The organism is Citrobacter sp. RHB35-C17, assembly GCF_013816795.1.
Lineage (GTDB): Bacteria > Pseudomonadota > Gammaproteobacteria > Enterobacterales > Enterobacteriaceae > Citrobacter_A > Citrobacter_A amalonaticus.
In genome coordinates, this window is record NZ_CP057150.1 from 2022323 (window position 1) to 2037951 (window position 15629).

Below are 15629 nucleotides of genomic sequence, written 5' to 3' on the forward strand. Positions count from 1 at the left end.
CGCTCAGAGAAAAGCCCTCTTCGCAGGAAGAGGGCGTGAGGATTAACGCACGTTCGCGCAGGTCAGACAGAACGCATAACGGTTTTGCGGATCGTTGAACGCGGCGAGCTTATCACCTTCCGCTTTGACCGTACTGGCCGCTGAGGCCAGCGGCGCGGGGAGCATCGCCTGAATCGCTTGTGGCAGCATGGCGCGGACAGAACCTGACATACCGTCCATGATCATATCAAAGAAGGTTGGCTCATCCTGATAATAGTCGATATGCCACTCTTTGAGTTTCGCCAGTTCAGCCGCTTTAGCCACCGCATCATCGAAGTCACCCAGGCTGTCGACCAGGCCGTTCGCTTTGGCGTCCTGACCCGTCCAGACGTGGCCCTGTGCGATTTTATCAATCTGCTCAGGTGTGGATTTACGTGCCTGCGCCACCAGGGTGATAAAGCGCTTATAGCCATTCTCAATGCTCAACTGCATCATCTGCTGCGCTTCAGGCGGCAGGGCTTTAGTCAGCGAAATATCGGCCAGCGGTGACGTGGCAACGCCGTCGGTGTGTACGCCGATTGAGTCAAGGCTGTTCTCAACGGTATTAATCACGCCGAAGATACCAATCGAACCGGTCAGCGTGCTCGGGTTGGCCACAATGTAACTGGCAGGCGTAGAGATCCAGTAGCCGCCAGAGGCGGCCATTCCGCCCATCGATACGACCACCGGTTTACCGGCAGCACGTGCAGCGGCCAGTTCCGAACGAATCACTTCCGACGCCGTCACGCTACCGCCAGGGCTGTTGACGCGCAGAACGATGGCTTTCACTTTCGGATCCAGGCGCGCATCACGAATTTGTGCAGCGGTGGTATCTCCGCCGACATTCCCCGGTGTTTCTTCACCATCCATGATGGCTCCGTTGGCAAAGACCACGCCGATGGCGCTGCCCGTATCCGCAGGCGGATTAAGCGTGTAATCGTAGTAGCTGATCGCGCGATAGTTATTCTCTGCCTTACTCCAGCCAAACTCTTTCGTCAGCGCTTTTTCCACTTCGGCACTGGAAAGCAGGGCGTCGACCAGTTTGCTGTCGAGCGCATACTTCGCCGTATCGCCATCGGCTTTCGTCAGCGCATCAAGCACGCCCTGAGCGCCAGGGAAGACCTGCTCTGCCGGGATTTGACGGTTGGCGGCAATGGTATTCAGGTAGTTCTGCCACAGCTCGCCAATCCAGCGGCTGTCTGCTTCCCGCGCCGCAGGCGACATGTCGTCACGAATAAACGGCTCGACGGCAGATTTATAAGTGCCCACGCGGAACACATGCGTCGACACTTTCAGCTTATCCAGCAGGGATTTGTAATACAGTCCGTTAGTGGCAAAACCGTGGATATCAACGGAACCCTGCGGCGAAAGCCAGATTTTATTGGCGAAGCTGGCAAGGTAATACTGACCCTGACTAAAATTATCGCCAACGGCATAGACTGGCTTACCGCTGTCGCGGAATTCACGCAGCGCTTTACCGATATACTGCATTGACGGCTGATCGGCACCGGCGAAGTTTTTCAGGTCCATCACAATACCGGTGATATTGCGATCGTCTTTGGCCTGACGAATGGTATTGACGATATCGAACAGGGAGTTTTCCTGTAAGCGGTCGGAACTGGCACCGAGCAGTTGACGGCTAAGAGCGCCAAGACGACTGGTACTGGACGGCTTATCGACGATCACCCCGGAAATATCTAACATCAGGGCACCGCGACCGACTTTATCGCTGGTGTTATTGCTGCTGACCTGCATCCAGATCCCGACACCCACCAGGACAAGGAAGATAAAGAACAGGTTAAGCACCATCTCGCGGACAAAATTAAGCAGTCGCCACGTCCATTTAAAAAAACCGGCAATGAATCGCCACAGGGTTCGCATGTATTCTCCCTACCGTTACCAATACTACACCTGAGTCAGGTGTATGAGATGTGGCTATCCTAATGACCCTGCCGTCTCTTGTCAGCAGGAATCACTGTCGGCGCTGTAACAAAATCTGCTCTCGTGTTAATTTTGTGAATATTCACCCTGACAGGAGTTAACCAAATGGATGCACTTGAATTACTTGTTAACCGCCGTAGCGCTTCTCGCCTGGCCGAGCCTGCACCTGCCGGTGAGCAACTGCAAAATATTCTCCGTGCGGGCATGCGCGCGCCGGATCATAAGACCCTGCAACCGTGGCACTTCTTCGTTATCGAAGGCGAGGGGCGCGAACGCTTCAGCGCGGTGCTGGAAAAGGGGGCGATTGCCGCCGGAAGTGATGAAAAAGGGATCGAAAAAGCGCGTAGCGCTCCGTTTCGCGCGCCTCTTATCATCACCGTGGTCGCAAAATGCGATGAAAATCATAAGGTCCCGGTCTGGGAGCAGGAAATGTCTGCAGGCTGTGCAGTGATGGCGATGCAAATGGCGGCTATCGCACAGGGCTTCGGCGGGATCTGGCGTAGCGGAGCCTTAACCGACAGTCCGGTGGTGCGCGACGCGTTTGACTGTCGCCCACAGGATAAAATTGTCGGATTTCTTTATCTCGGCACACCGCAACTGAAAGCCTCCACCACCATTAGCGTGCCGGATACCGCACCTTTCGTGACGAAATTTTAGTTAATCAGGCAAAACTGTCTGGATTCTGAGCAAAGACGCCGGAATTCGGACACTCTCTCTTATCACGTCATGGAATGAGCGCTACCATAGCCCGATTGCAATGACAGGAGATGTCCATGAGCGAGCATGCTATTCGTTTAACACAGTACAGCCACGGAGCGGGTTGCGGTTGTAAAATTTCCCCGAAAGTGCTGGAAACCATCCTGCACAGCGAGCAGGCGAAGTTTGTCGACCCGAACCTGCTTGTGGGAAATGAAACCCGTGACGACGCGGCGGTGTACGATCTGGGCAATGGTACCAGCGTCATCAGTACCACCGACTTCTTTATGCCGATTGTCGATAATCCGTTTGATTTTGGCCGCATTGCGGCGACCAACGCCATCAGCGATATTTTCGCGATGGGCGGCAAACCGATTATGGCGATCGCGATCCTGGGCTGGCCTATCAGCAAGCTGTCGCCGGAAATCGCCCGTGAGGTGACTGAAGGCGGACGCTTTGCATGTCGTCAGGCGGGCATTGCGCTGGCGGGCGGCCACTCGATTGACGCGCCGGAGCCGATCTTCGGTCTGGCCGTCACCGGCATTGTTCCCACTGAGCGGGTGAAGAAAAACAGCACCGCCGAGGCCGGTTGCAAACTGTTCCTGACCAAACCGCTAGGCATTGGCGTGTTGACTACTGCAGAGAAAAAGTCGCTGCTAAAACCTGAACATCAGGGGCTGGCGACGGAAGTCATGTGTCGCATGAACATTGCCGGAGCGTCATTTGCCAACATTGACGGCGTGAAAGCGATGACCGATGTCACCGGCTTTGGTCTGCTGGGCCACCTCAGCGAGATGTGCCAGGGTGCAGGCGTCCAGGCGCAGATCCGCTATCAGGACATCCCTAAACTGCCGGGCGTCGAAGAGTACATCCGCCTGGGGGCTGTGCCGGGTGGCACCGAGCGTAACTTTGCCAGCTACGGCCACCTGATGGGGGAAATGCCGCAGGCAGTGCGCTCCCTGCTGTGCGATCCGCAAACGTCCGGCGGTCTGCTGCTGGCGGTAACGCCAGAGGCCGAAGAAGAAGTGAAAGCCACCGCCGCCGAGTTTGGCATTGACCTGACGGCGATTGGTGAGCTGGTTGAAGCCCGTGGCGGTCGCGCCATGGTTGAGATCCGTTAACCCAATGCGGTTGTTTATTGCCGAAAAGCCGAGTCTGGCGCGCGCCATTGCTGATGTGTTGCCTAAACCGCACCGTAAGGGCGATGGCTTTATTGAATGTGGTAACGGCCAGGTGGTGACCTGGTGTATTGGTCACCTGCTTGAACAGGCGCAGCCTGATGTCTATGACAGTCGTTATGCGCGCTGGAACCTGGCCGATCTGCCGATCGTGCCGGAAAAGTGGCAATTGCAGCCGCGTCCTTCCGTGACCAAACAGCTCAACGTGATTAAGCGTTTTCTGCATGAGGCCAGTGAGGTTATCCATGCGGGAGACCCGGATCGCGAGGGGCAACTGCTGGTGGACGAGGTGCTGGATTACCTGCAACTGGCGCCGGAAAAGCGTCAGCAGGTGCAGCGCTGTCTGATTAACGATCTCAACCCACAGGCCGTTGAACGTGCGATTGAACGTCTGCGCTCAAACAGCGAATTTGTGCCGTTATGCGTGTCGGCGCTGGCCCGTGCCCGCGCGGACTGGCTGTACGGCATCAACATGACCCGTGCGTATACCATTCTCGGGCGTAACGCCGGTTATCAGGGGGTGCTCTCCGTCGGGCGCGTACAAACGCCGGTACTCGGGCTGGTTGTCCGACGCGATGAAGAGATCGAAAACTTCGTTGCCAAAGATTTTTTTGAAGTGAAAGCACATATCGTGACCCCTGCAGAGGAACGCTTCACCGCGATCTGGCAGCCGAGCGAAGCGTGCGAACCGTATCAGGACGAAGAGGGACGATTGTTACACCGTCCGCTGGCGGAGCATGTGGTCAACCGCATCAACGGCCAACCGGCGATAGTCACCAGCTATAACGATAAACGGGAATCAGAATCTGCGCCGTTGCCGTTCTCGCTGTCAGCTTTACAGATTGAAGCGGCGAAACGCTTTGGCCTGAGCGCGCAGAACGTGCTCGACATCTGCCAGAAGCTGTATGAAACCCACAAGCTGATTACCTATCCGCGTTCTGACTGTCGCTATCTGCCGGAAGAGCACTTCGCTGGACGGCATGCGGTAATGAACGCCATCGGCGTGCATGCGCCGGATCTGCTGCCGCAACCGGCGGTAAATCCCGATACCCGTAATCGCTGCTGGGATGATAAAAAGGTTGATGCTCACCACGCCATTATTCCTACTGCACGCAGCAACAGTATCACTCTGACGGACAATGAAGCGAAGGTGTATAACCTGGTAGCCCGTCAATACCTGATGCAATTTTGCCCGGATGCGGTATTCCGTAAATGCGTGATTGAACTGGATATCGCGAAGGGTAAATTCGTCGCTAAGGCCCGATTCCTTGCCGAAGCGGGCTGGCGAACGCTGCTGGGCAGTAAAGAGCGGGATGAAGAGAACGACGGCACGCCGCTGCCGGTGGTGGCGAAAGACGATGAACTGCTGTGTGAAAAGGGCGAAGTGGTTGAACGTCAGACCCAGCCGCCACGCCATTTTACCGATGCCACGCTGCTGTCGGCGATGACCGGGATTGCGCGCTTCGTGCAGGATAAAGATCTGAAAAAGATCCTCCGTGCAACGGACGGGCTGGGCACCGAGGCCACCCGCGCCGGGATCATCGAACTGCTGTTTAAGCGCGGTTTTCTGGTCAAAAAAGGGCGCTATATCCACTCAACCGATGCCGGGAAAGCGCTGTTCCACTCGCTGCCGGAGATGGCGACCCGTCCGGACATGACTGCCCACTGGGAGTCAATTCTGACGCAAATCAGCGAAAAGCAGTGCCGCTATCAGGATTTCATGCAGCCGCTGGTGGGCACGCTGTATCAATTGATCGATCAGGCGCGCAGTACGCCGGTGCGTCGCTTCCGTGGCATTGTTGCGCCTGGTGGTGATGGTGGAGAGAAGAAGAAGAGCGCGCCTCGTAAACGTGCGGCGAAAAAAAGCCCGCCATCAGCAGAGGCGGGCCTGTAATTCGGTTTGGGGGGACTTAAATCACACCCTGACCAAACATGGCGTCGGCAATCTTCACGAAGGCAGAGATGTTCGCCCCACGGACATAGTTGGTCTGTTTGCTTTCACCGCCGTACTCGACGCAGGCATGGTGAATATCCAGCATGATGTGGTGCAGACGGGCATCCACTTTCTCCGCCTTCCAGCTCAGACGCGCCGCGTTCTGTGCCATTTCCAGGCCGGAGGTGGCAACGCCACCGGCGTTCGCCGCTTTGCCCGGTGCAAACAGCACGCCGGCTTCGAGGAACAGATCGGTCGCTTCGATGGTGGTTGGCATGTTTGCCCCTTCCGCCACCGCTTTCACGCCGTTAGCAATCAGCACGCGAGCCGCTTCGACGTCGAGCTCGTTCTGTGTGGCACACGGCAGTGCGATATCGACCGGCACTGACCACGGCTGTTTGCCTTCCATATAGGTCAGGCCAAACTCACGGGCGTAGTCCGCCACGCGGCCGTCACGGCTGGCTTTAATTTCGCACAGACGCGCCAGTTTCTCTTTCGTAAAGCCGCTTTCATCCACGACGGTGCCGCTGGAGTCGGAGGCCGTCACCACGCGAGCGCCAAATTCCATCGCTTTTTCAATGGCGAACTGCGCCACGTTACCGGAACCGGAAACCGCTACGCGCATCCCTTCAAAGCCCAGACCATGACGCTTGAGCATCGCTTCGGTGAAGTAGACCAGACCGTAACCGGTTGCTTCCGGACGGATCAGACTGCCGCCGAAGGAGAGCCCTTTGCCGGTAAACACGCAGGCGCTGTTGTTGGAGAGCTTACGCATCATCCCGGCCATAAAGCCCACTTCACGGCCACCCACGCCGATATCACCGGCAGGAACGTCAGTATCCGGACCCAAATGACGGTACAGTTCCGTCATCAGCGCCTGACAGAAACGCATCACTTCGCCTTCACTTTTGCCTTTCGGATCAAAATCGCTACCGCCTTTACCACCGCCCATCGGCAGGGTGGTCAGTGCGTTTTTAAAGGTTTGCTCAAAGCCGAGAAACTTCAGGATCGACAGGTTAACGGAAGGGTGGAAGCGCATCCCGCCTTTGTACGGGCCAATCGCCGAGTTGAACTGCACGCGCCAGGCGCGGTTAACCTGGACCTGATTACGATCGTCCAGCCACACGACACGGAACTGAATCACACGCTCTGGCTCAACCAACCGTTCCAGCAACGACATTTCACGATAGCGCGGGTTTTGCTCAATGAATGGCCACAGGGTGGTCATAACTTCACGGACGGCTTGCGCGAACTCGGTTTGATTCGGGTCGCGCTTTTGTACATGGTTGAGGAATGATTCCAGAGAGCATGTCTGATCCATAGATATAAAAACCTCTTATATTTAAATGTGGTTGTAATTGTGTTTTTTGTGGATATGTGTTTGCAGTTTTTGACTATACCATCAGGAATGTGACGGATAGCAAGAAAAAAATGCCGGTGCCAGACAAATTAATAACCAGACGGCTGTCATAACGAAAAGCGATGACAGAAGAGAGTAAAGTTTCCCGCGCGGGTTACCGTTATACTAAGAACAGACCCGAAATAGTAAGGAAACCCTATGCGTTTTATCGCGATAGCGGCAGCGTTGATGACACTCTCTTTATCCAGCCTGGCGAACCAAAACCTTCGCCCGGATGTGCAGGTGAACGTGCCGCCGGAGGTCTTCAGTTCCGGTGGACAGCGCGCGCAGCCCTGTAATCAGTGCTGCATTTATCAGGATCAGAATTATTCAGAAGGGGCGGTAATTAAAGCCGATGGCGTGCTGTTGCAGTGCCAGCGCGACGAGAAAACGCTCAGTACGAATCCGCTGGTCTGGCGTCGCGTAAAACCATAAAGGCGTTAAGTAGCGGAATATCAGCGGGGGCGAGCGAATAGTCCAGCGCGACGTGCGGCTCGCACCACACCAGTTGCTGGTGCTCATGCGCCATCATTTCTCCGCTGAACGCCGGGACATGCCAGGCATGCAGATGAATCAACCGCCCGGAGACTTCACGCTGGTGGCTGGCAATATAGCGCCCCACCGTGGCCTCAATGCCTAACTCTTCGCGCAGTTCGCGGACCAGCGCCTGCGGCTGCGTTTCGCCCGCTTCCACTTTGCCACCGGCAAATTCCCATAAACCTGCCTGATCCGCCTGCGGCGGGCGCTGGGCGAGCAAAATTTTGCCATCACGTTCAATAATCGCGGCAACAACGTCGAGGGTTTTCATCATATTCGTCAATGTTCAACAGCAGAAAGTGACATACTATCGTCATCTTTGATTGACCTGAAGTCCCAGGAGTCTGCCTTGAACGATCCGCAACCGTGGGTAACGCCGTTGACCCGTCTCCCCGCCAGTCTCAATCCTCTCGTGATGACGCAAAGAAAACACTACGGAGAGGTATTACATCCGACGCGCTGGTGGGGGCGGATGCCGTTTTTGTTCTGGCTGGTGGCGCTGTTTGTCGGGTTTCTTGAGCGTAAACGTGCGCGTCTGACGCCGGTGATGCGGGCATTATTGATGACGCGCGTGTCGCAGGTCTGCCACTGCGCATTCTGCGTGGATGCCAACAGCCTGCGACTGGCAGAGCGTAGCGGCGCGATGGACAAAGTGCTGGCCGTGGCGGACTGGCAGGCATCGTCGCTTTTTACACCAGAAGAGCGCGTTGCGCTGGCTTATGCTGACGCGGTGACCGCCACGCCACCGCGGGTAGATGATGCCCTGAAAGCACAAATGAAGCAGCATTTCAGCGATGACGTTATTAGCGAGATGACCGCGCTGTTGGCTTTTCAGAACCTCTCGGCGCGTTTCAATGCCGCGCTGGATATTCCTTCGCAGGGACTGTGCGACAGTCTCAAAGGAGCGCCGCGTGCTTGACCGGCATCTGCATCCACGGCTTAAACCGCTGCTTCACCGTTGCGCAGGCGTGCTCGACAGGCCAGGGGTTTCCCCGGACGGTCTGACGCTGGTTGGGTTTGGCCTCGGCGTACTGGCGTTGCCGTTTCTGGCGCTGGGCTGGTATCTGGCGGCGCTGGTGGCGATTGTCCTGAATCGTCTGCTGGACGGGCTTGACGGCGCGCTGGCGCGACGCAGAGGATTGACCGATGCGGGCGGTTTTCTTGATATCTCTCTCGATTTTCTGTTTTACGCGCTGGTGCCGTTCGGCTTCATTCTGGCCGACCCACAGCAGAATGCGCTGGCAGGGAGCTGGCTGTTGTTTGCGTTTATCGGCACCGGCAGCAGTTTTCTCGCCTTTGCCGCGCTGGCCGCGAAGCACAATATCGACAACCCCGGCTATGCGCATAAATCGTTTTATTATCTGGGGGGATTGACCGAGGGAACGGAAACGATCCTGGTGTTTGTACTGGCGTGTCTTTTCCCGGAGAAGTTTGCCGTGCTGGCGTGGATCTTCGGCACACTGTGCTGGATGACGACGTTGACCCGCGTCTGGAATGGTTATCTGACGCTGAAGGGGTTACAACAGTGAACGCCGGATGGCGCGCAAGCGCCGCCATCCGGCAATCCATTACAGACTGCTGTCCGGGCCGCGCTCACCTGCGGAGACCGGGTTTTTCGGGTCTTTGCTCCATTCGTACCATCCGCCGTCATAAACCGAGACGTTTTTCCAGCCCATCGCCCGGGCGTACATAAACGTCTCTGACGCGCGCCAGCCGGTGCCACAGTAAAAGGCGACGTGCTGATCCGGCAGAATGTGCCACTGCTTCCACATGCTGGCGATGTCATCTGCGCTGCGCATGGTGCCGTCCGGGTTATGGAAATCTTCCATATGCGTCGAGTCGCTACCGGCATGTCCCCAGCGCGCCCCGGCAATTTCACCTTTTGGCTTGATATAGCTGTAGCCGCTGGTGGTGCCGATAAATTCTGGCCAGGAGCGAATACTGACCAGCGACGCATCCTGACGGTGCAACAGTCCGCGCGCCTGTTCCATATTAAGCATCAGCTGGGGTTGCGCCGGAATGGTCACGCCAAAATCGGGCTCCGGTTTAACTTTCGCAGGCGTGCCGCGCTCGACCGGCAGCCCGGCGTCGGACCAGGTCTGCCAGCCGCCATCGAGCAGACGCACGTCTTTCACTCCGGCATACAGCATGATCTGCGCCACCCGCGCGGCCGCGTAAACATCGCGTCCGTACAGGATCACCGTCGTGTCATGACGGATACCGTGTTTCGCCAGCATCGCTTTCAGACTGTCATCAGGCACTTTGTTCCACAGCGGTTCACTTTCCACCTCGTTGGTGTCGATGTAATCCGCGCCTGGAATATGGCTGAGCAGATAAAACTTCGGCGCGCCCCAGGCGGCTTCTATCACTTTCCAGTCGCCGGCCGGTTTCGCGGTAACCGCTTTACCCTGTTGCAGGTCATGCAGCCACTGCGGATAAACCAGTTGCTCGAAATGCGGCAGTCGTTGCAGACGCGCCGGATCCTGCAACGCGTCGCTCAGCGTGGCAACCTGTTGCAGTCCAGCCTTTTTCAGCCGGTTTTTCACCGCCTGCACGTCGCTGTCGTTGCCGTACAGCGCGACAGGGGCGTCGGCCTTCAGTTGATGCTGTTGGATCCAGGTCGCGAGCTGTTCGTCGCTCATGGTATCAAGCCAGCGGGCAGAGAGGTTGAGGGCGGAAGGTTCGTGTCCGGACGGACCGTTTAGTGACTGTGGCCAGCCATTATAAAACGCGGAGGGACGGGTATCGATAGCCGTACCCTGTTTTTGCGCCAGTTGTTGGAAGTTAAGTACCTGCGCCATATCAGCAGCCCAGGTGGAAGCGCAAGCGAGCCCTAAAGCCAGAGCCAGCGCGGTCATTTGAGAAACACGTTTCATCGAATTGCCCGACGTTGAGATAAGGAGGCGCCATTCTGTGCTCGCGGTAGCGGAAAAACTTTGCGTTAACGCAGTATGTAAGCAGTTTCACAAGGCGGAAGATAACGGCAAAACGTGACCGCCCGGCGGAATATCCTGCGCGTCATGGGTGACCTGAACAACGGGAATGTCCAGCCGACGCACTTCATCAAAGACCCACTGACGAAAGTCTGCCCGACGATCAGCATCAAGACGGCTGAACGGCTCATCCAGCAGCAACGCTTTAGGCTGCGCCAGCAGGGCGCGAAGCAGCGCAACCCGTGCGCGCTGACCACCGGATAGCGTGGCGGGATCGCGAGAAGACAATCCCGCCATGCCCGCACGGTCAAGCGCGTGCTGAACCGCATCCTGCCGCGCTGTGCCTTTCAGACTGGCAGGAAGCGCTAATAGCAGGTTTTGTCCCACCGTAAAGTGATCAAACAGCAGGGCATCCTGAAATAAAATACCGATCTGCCGACGGGCGGTGGGGAGCGTATCCAGACGCTGCTCACCCAGCCACAGTTCACCGCGGACATGCAGCGGTGGCGTCAGCGCACCCACCATCCAGGCCAGCAGCGAAGACTTGCCGCAGCCGGAGGGACCCATTAATGTGACAATGTCACCTTTTGCCACTTCGAAGGTTAACGGGCCAAACAGCGGGGTCTGATGGAGAAACAGGGAAAGATGGCGAACGGTGAGCATTAGCGCAATCCTTGTCGGCGGTGGCCGACCCATAACGAGAGTCCGGCCATTAGCGTAAACGCGACCAGCGGTAACAGCAATTGCCAGAGCGCCTGCGCGGCCAGAATACCGGTACTGCCGCCGCTGCTGAGGGCCACCGCTTCCGTCGTCAGCGTCGGGAAACGGCCTGCGCCCAGCCACAGGGTCGGCATATACTGCGCGATGCTGACGGAGAAACCGACGGCCAGCGTCACCAGTACAGGACGCAAAATCTGCGGACATTTTACGCAGCAAAAGATTTTCATCGGTGACCAGCCCAGCGTCTGGGCAATCAGCAGCAGACGAGGGTCGATGCGTTGCCAGGCCGGTTTCAGGACAAACAACATCCACGGCACCACCCACAGCAGATGTCCCCAGATGAGCGAGGCAAACTGACCGTCCAGTTCAAGATGCAACGCCAGCGCGTATTGGCCCATCACCAGCGGCAGCGCCGGAAGAAGGATTGGCAGCCAGACCCAACGATGTCCGCGTTGCGGTCCCCATTCCAGCCATAGCAGCAAAATGACCAGTCCCAGCGCGCTGGCGGCCACTCCGATTGTTACGCTGTGGGTTAACGCATCGAGATTGAGCGTAGATTGCTGCGCCAGAAAGGCCAGTAATACCGTGCAGAGCACTCCCGTCGCGGGCAGCGACAATGACAGCGTTTTCCCCGTTAGGGGCGAAACGCGGTGTTGACGTACGCCACTGACGTCAGGAAGCGTGCGTCGCCAGCTACGCCAGAGCTGATAACCCGCGAGGGCAAAAAGGGCGAGCAGCGCCAGCAAGAGCAGGCTTGCCAGTGCGCCTTTGATCTGCTGTTCGCTGTCTCCCTGACTAAGCCATTGCCAGGAGAGGACCGCCAGCGTCGGCGGATTGCCGGGGCCGAGGATAATGGCAACATCCACCGCCGAAATCGTCCACGCCACCACGGCCAGCATTACGGCTCCTAGTGCGGGGGCGATAGTGGGTAAGATCAACCAGCAGAGCGTCTGTCGGCGGTTGTAGCCCAGCGAATCCAGGACGATGATCTGCTGAGCGAGGCGTTTCTCACTCAGTAAAATGGATAAAATCCACAGCACGAAAGCGCTCTCTTTCACGGCCAGCGTCACGCCCAGCCCGATGCCGTAGCGATCAATCGCAGGCGAGAGAAACGGCAGGGCGTGCCAGAGCAGTCCGCCTTCAGCGAAAAGCAGTAGCGCGGCGCTGGCAAACGCGACATGGGGAATCGCCAGCAACCACGGCAGGCGGGTACTCAACCGTCGCCAGCGTAAGCCGGGCCAGAGCGCCACCACGATTGTTAACGCAATAAACAGCGCGCCAGCGGCGGCGATGAATACCGACACCACGGTCGCCAGCAACGCCTGCGGTAACTGCGGATCGGTAAAAAGAGCCTGCCAGTTTGCCAGTGACAGCGCGGGCGCGATCAGCAACATACCGGCAGGCAGTATTGGCGCATAAATCGCCGCCATGCCCAGCCAGGCGAGAAACATTAGCGCGATCCGTAGCGGCGCAGCCATTCTTGCTCCAGTGCGTTAACCCAGGCCGCATGAGGTTCAGGCAGCACGGCGGGCAGCCCGTCCGGAATGCGCGCTTCCAGTGCGGCCTGTTGTGCGGCGGGCAGTTTTTTCGCATCCAGCACCGACGGATCGCCCCAGACTGTTGGATCGGCCTTACGCAGCTGTGCGTCAGGAGAGAGCAGGAAGTTGGCGACCAGTTTCGCTCCGGCGCTGGCGCGGGCGTTAACCGGAATGGCGACAAAGTGCACGTTGCCAATCATCCCCGCGGTAAAACCAAAGCTGTAGCTGTGTTTTGGCAATTCACCGCGGGTGATCTTTTGCTGAGCGTGCGCCGGGTTAAAGGTCAACGACAGGCGCAATGTCCCGCTCTTAAGTAGCGCGTCCATCCGCGCCGGAGATGGCGGGAAATCTTTCCCTTCTCGCCACAGACTCGGATGCAGCGCGTCGAGATAGCGCCACAGCGGCGCGGTTACATCGGCAAAGGTGGCGGCGTCTGGCGCGACGGTGAGCGCGTGCGGATTGTCAGTCAGCGAGATTAATAACTGTTCCAGAAACGCCGTGCCGGTAAAGTCCGGCGGTCGCGGGTAACTGACGGTGCCTGGATGTGCCCGGGCAAATGCCAACAGCGCCTGCGGACTTTGAGGCGGCTGCGGCGTCACGTCGCGATCTGCAATAAACGTCAACTGCGCGCCCCCCCACGGAGACTCAGCCCCGTCAGTGGGAATTGAAAAATCTTCACGTACCGGTTTTTGCGTATCAACATAGCGCCAGTTGGGCAGCGTTTCCGCCCACTGGGTTTGCAGCAATCCAGCCTCTTTCAATGTGCGAAAATTTTCGCCGTTAACCCACAACAGGTCGACAGAACCACCGGTCTTTCGCCCGGCGGCGGCTTCCGTCTGGATGCGCTTCACGGCATCAGCGGCATCGGCGAGACGCACGATTTTAAGATTGACCGCATAGTGGGTTTTCATCTCGCCACTGACCCAGTCAAGATACTGGTTAACGGCGCTGTCACCGCCCCAGGCGTTGAACCAGACAGTCTGGCCTCTGGCCTCATTCTGGATCTGCTGCCAGCGTTGTTCGGCGTGTCCCGGAGCGGCCAGCAACAGACTCGCGAGTAGTAATCCCCAGCGCATAATTACTCCTGAAAAAAATGTGTGACCAGCCAACGGGAGGCCAGTGGTAATAGCCCTAACAGAGCAAAAGCGGTCAGCATAGCGGGAGAAATAATGTCACGTATTGATGTTAACTGGCTTAACTGGCGTCCGGCATTCAGATAAACCACGGTGGCAGGCAGCATCCCCAACTGGCTGACCCACCAGTAGCGGCGCACGCCAACGGTGGTGAGACCTGCAAGCAGGTTGACGACAACAAATGGAAACAAGGGTATCAGGCGTAGCGCAAAAAGATAAAAGACGCCGTCCCGCGCCATCCCGTGATTCACCGTGGCCATATGCCGGGAAAACCGCCGCGCTACCCAGTCACGCAGCAGGTAACGACTGGTGAGCATGGCGAGCGTGGCGCCCAGCGTTGAGGCAAAAGAGACCAGCAACGTGCCTTGCCAGAGGCCAAACAGCGCGCCGCCAAGCAGCGTCAGCAGCGCCGCGCCAGGAATCGACAGCGCCGCGACGACGGTATAGAGCAGAAAATAGAGGCTTGCACTGAGAAAAGGGGACAGGCGTTGCCAGTCCGCCAACAGTGAATGTTCGCGCTTAAGCGTCTCCAGCGTGAGCAGGCCGGGGGGCAACACCCAGAGCACCCCGGCAAGACAGAGGATCAGTGCGCCCGCAAGCCCTATTTTTCTGGCGTTCACGGTTGAGCATCAGACCTTAAATTTCGCCCATACCGGCGCATGATCAGACGGTTTTTCCATGCTGCGAATTTCATAGTCGATACCGGTTTCCAGACAACGGTCCGCCAGCGGCTGGCTTGCCAGCAGCAAATCGATACGCAGACCGCGGTTATCATCAAACCCTTTCGAACGGTAATCAAACCACGAGAATTTGTCGGTGGTTTCCGGGTGCGCGTGGCGGAAGGTGTCAACCAGGCCCCAGTTCAGCAGGCGGTCCATCCATTCACGCTCTTCCGGCAGGAACGAACATTTGCCGGTTCGCAGCCAGCGCTTGCGGTTCTCTTCGCCAATGCCGATATCCCGATCGGACGGACTGATATTCATATCCCCCATGATCAGCACCGGATTGTCGCGCTTCAGTTGGTTGTCGAGATAGTTTTGTAAGTTCTGATAAAACTGCGCTTTGGCCGGGAATTTAATCGGATGGTCGCGGCTTTCACCCTGCGGGAAGTAGCCGTTGATTACCGTCAGGTTGCCCAGCGGAGAGGGGATTTCCGCCATGATGATGCGGCGCTGCGCCTCTTCGCCATCATCGGGAAAACCCCGGCGCACGGCGATGGGGGTCTCTTTGGTCAGCAGCGCCACGCCATAGTGACCTTTTTGCCCGTGGTAGAAAACGTTGTAGCCGAGTTTTGCGACATCTTCGAGCGGGAACATGTCGTCGTGAACTTTTGTCTCCTGCAGGCCAATGACATCGGGTTGGTGTTTTTCGACAATGGCTGTCAGTTGATGTGGTCTGGCGCGCAGGCCGTTGATATTAAAAGAGACAAATTTCATAGTCGCTGCCATTTTACAGGATGAATAGTGCATGGATGGTAGCAGAATTTCCGCAAACTGACTGCCCATAATGGTGAGATTCCGGCAATGGGTGTGAATGGTGTTAACAATGGGGCAATGCTTGCCCTGTTTTAGGGCGGATTGCGTCAAAATGGCGCAGTAATTTC

The 15629-nt window shown here is 57.3% G+C and carries 15 protein-coding genes; 6 read left to right on the top strand and 9 right to left on the bottom strand.

Annotated elements, in window-relative coordinates:
* Positions 1-42: 42 nt before the first annotated feature.
* Positions 43-1899, bottom strand: a complete 1857-nt coding sequence (gene sppA, locus HVZ37_RS09560) for a signal peptide peptidase SppA (protein WP_099434083.1) — start codon at positions 1897-1899, stop codon at positions 43-45.
* A gap of 165 nt (positions 1900-2064) precedes the next feature.
* On the opposite strand from sppA, the gene HVZ37_RS09565 reads away from it, so the two are divergent.
* From HVZ37_RS09565 to topB, 3 genes are all read left to right on the top strand, one after another.
* Entirely contained in the window at positions 2065-2616 is a 552-nt protein-coding gene (locus HVZ37_RS09565) for an NAD(P)H nitroreductase (protein WP_043000914.1), read from the top strand.
* A gap of 116 nt (positions 2617-2732) precedes the next feature.
* Positions 2733-3776 carry a selenide, water dikinase SelD gene (selD, locus tag HVZ37_RS09570; RefSeq protein WP_043000913.1) on the top strand — a complete coding sequence of 348 codons (1044 nt, stop codon included), beginning with the start codon at positions 2733-2735 and terminating at the stop codon, positions 3774-3776.
* Positions 3777-3780: 4 nt separating this feature from the next.
* Positions 3781-5727 carry a DNA topoisomerase III gene (gene topB, locus HVZ37_RS09575; protein WP_043000912.1) on the top strand — a complete coding sequence of 649 codons (1947 nt, stop codon included), beginning with the start codon at positions 3781-3783 and terminating at the stop codon, positions 5725-5727.
* Positions 5728-5743: 16 nt separating this feature from the next.
* Here topB and gdhA read toward each other — a convergent pair whose 3' ends face one another.
* On the bottom strand, positions 5744-7087 hold the full coding sequence (gdhA, locus tag HVZ37_RS09580) for an NADP-specific glutamate dehydrogenase (protein WP_044254857.1): 1344 nt from the start codon (positions 7085-7087) through the stop codon (positions 5744-5746).
* A 267-nt stretch (positions 7088-7354) separates the two neighbouring features.
* Between gdhA and HVZ37_RS09585 the strand changes: the two genes are divergently transcribed.
* On the top strand, positions 7355-7600 hold the full coding sequence (locus tag HVZ37_RS09585; RefSeq protein ID WP_230324161.1) for a YnjH family protein: 246 nt from the start codon (positions 7355-7357) through the stop codon (positions 7598-7600).
* Here HVZ37_RS09585 and HVZ37_RS09590 read toward each other — a convergent pair.
* Positions 7560-7973: a pyrimidine (deoxy)nucleoside triphosphate diphosphatase gene (locus tag HVZ37_RS09590; protein WP_044327844.1), complete on the bottom strand. Its 414-nt coding sequence runs from the start codon at positions 7971-7973 to the stop codon at positions 7560-7562. The genes HVZ37_RS09585 and HVZ37_RS09590 overlap by 41 nt on opposite strands.
* 78 nt (positions 7974-8051) lie before the next feature.
* On the opposite strand from HVZ37_RS09590, the gene HVZ37_RS09595 reads away from it, so the two are divergent.
* Both HVZ37_RS09595 and HVZ37_RS09600 read left to right on the top strand, forming a co-directional pair.
* Entirely contained in the window at positions 8052-8621 is a 570-nt protein-coding gene (locus tag HVZ37_RS09595; RefSeq protein WP_044254855.1) for a carboxymuconolactone decarboxylase family protein, read from the top strand.
* The gene (locus HVZ37_RS09600) at positions 8614-9231 is read left to right on the top strand and encodes a CDP-alcohol phosphatidyltransferase family protein (protein WP_061070203.1); all 618 of its coding nucleotides are present in this window, start codon (positions 8614-8616) and stop codon (positions 9229-9231) included. Before HVZ37_RS09595 ends, HVZ37_RS09600 begins: the two co-directional genes overlap by 8 nt.
* A gap of 39 nt (positions 9232-9270) precedes the next feature.
* Here HVZ37_RS09600 and HVZ37_RS09605 read toward each other — a convergent pair whose 3' ends face one another.
* The 6 genes from HVZ37_RS09605 to xthA all read right to left on the bottom strand — a co-directional run bounded on the left by HVZ37_RS09605 (position 9271) and on the right by xthA (position 15462).
* Complete coding sequence (locus HVZ37_RS09605; protein WP_054176627.1) at positions 9271-10578, bottom strand: rhodanese-like domain-containing protein; 1308 nt, start codon at positions 10576-10578, stop codon at positions 9271-9273.
* Positions 10579-10665: 87 nt separating this feature from the next.
* Positions 10666-11298: an ATP-binding cassette domain-containing protein gene (locus tag HVZ37_RS09610; protein WP_061070202.1), complete on the bottom strand. Its 633-nt coding sequence runs from the start codon at positions 11296-11298 to the stop codon at positions 10666-10668.
* Complete coding sequence (locus HVZ37_RS09615; protein WP_061070201.1) at positions 11298-12833, bottom strand: ABC transporter permease subunit; 1536 nt, start codon at positions 12831-12833, stop codon at positions 11298-11300. Before HVZ37_RS09615 ends, HVZ37_RS09610 begins: the two co-directional genes overlap by 1 nt.
* Positions 12806-13969, bottom strand: coding sequence for an ABC transporter substrate-binding protein (locus tag HVZ37_RS09620; protein WP_044254841.1), 1164 nt, complete (start codon positions 13967-13969; stop codon positions 12806-12808). Before HVZ37_RS09620 ends, HVZ37_RS09615 begins: the two co-directional genes overlap by 28 nt.
* A 2-nt stretch (positions 13970-13971) precedes the next feature.
* Positions 13972-14631 (bottom strand): VTT domain-containing protein, encoded by a 660-nt coding sequence (locus tag HVZ37_RS09625; RefSeq protein WP_224267593.1) that lies wholly within the window; start codon positions 14629-14631, stop codon positions 13972-13974.
* Positions 14632-14655: 24 nt separating this feature from the next.
* Entirely contained in the window at positions 14656-15462 is an 807-nt protein-coding gene (xthA, locus tag HVZ37_RS09630; RefSeq protein WP_043001945.1) for an exodeoxyribonuclease III, read from the bottom strand.
* Positions 15463-15629: the final 167 nt, after the last annotated feature.

Bases quoted from the DNA above. Each gene is read 5' to 3' on its own strand.
- sppA (WP_099434083.1), bottom strand. From the start codon at position 1,899: ATGCGAACCCTGTGGCGATTCATTGCCGGTTTTTTTAAATGGACGTGG.
- HVZ37_RS09565 (WP_043000914.1), top strand. From the start codon at position 2,065: ATGGATGCACTTGAATTACTTGTTAACCGCCGTAGCGCTTCTCGCCTG.
- selD (WP_043000913.1), top strand. From the start codon at position 2,733: ATGAGCGAGCATGCTATTCGTTTAACACAGTACAGCCACGGAGCGGGT.
- topB (WP_043000912.1), top strand. From the start codon at position 3,781: ATGCGGTTGTTTATTGCCGAAAAGCCGAGTCTGGCGCGCGCCATTGCT.
- gdhA (WP_044254857.1), bottom strand. From the start codon at position 7,087: ATGGATCAGACATGCTCTCTGGAATCATTCCTCAACCATGTACAAAAG.
- HVZ37_RS09585 (WP_230324161.1), top strand. From the start codon at position 7,355: ATGACACTCTCTTTATCCAGCCTGGCGAACCAAAACCTTCGCCCGGAT.
- HVZ37_RS09590 (WP_044327844.1), bottom strand. From the start codon at position 7,973: ATGAAAACCCTCGACGTTGTTGCCGCGATTATTGAACGTGATGGCAAA.
- HVZ37_RS09605 (WP_054176627.1), bottom strand. From the start codon at position 10,578: ATGAAACGTGTTTCTCAAATGACCGCGCTGGCTCTGGCTTTAGGGCTC.
- HVZ37_RS09610 (WP_061070202.1), bottom strand. From the start codon at position 11,298: ATGCTCACCGTTCGCCATCTTTCCCTGTTTCTCCATCAGACCCCGCTG.
- HVZ37_RS09615 (WP_061070201.1), bottom strand. From the start codon at position 12,833: ATGGCTGCGCCGCTACGGATCGCGCTAATGTTTCTCGCCTGGCTGGGC.
- HVZ37_RS09620 (WP_044254841.1), bottom strand. From the start codon at position 13,969: ATGCGCTGGGGATTACTACTCGCGAGTCTGTTGCTGGCCGCTCCGGGA.
- xthA (WP_043001945.1), bottom strand. From the start codon at position 15,462: ATGAAATTTGTCTCTTTTAATATCAACGGCCTGCGCGCCAGACCACAT.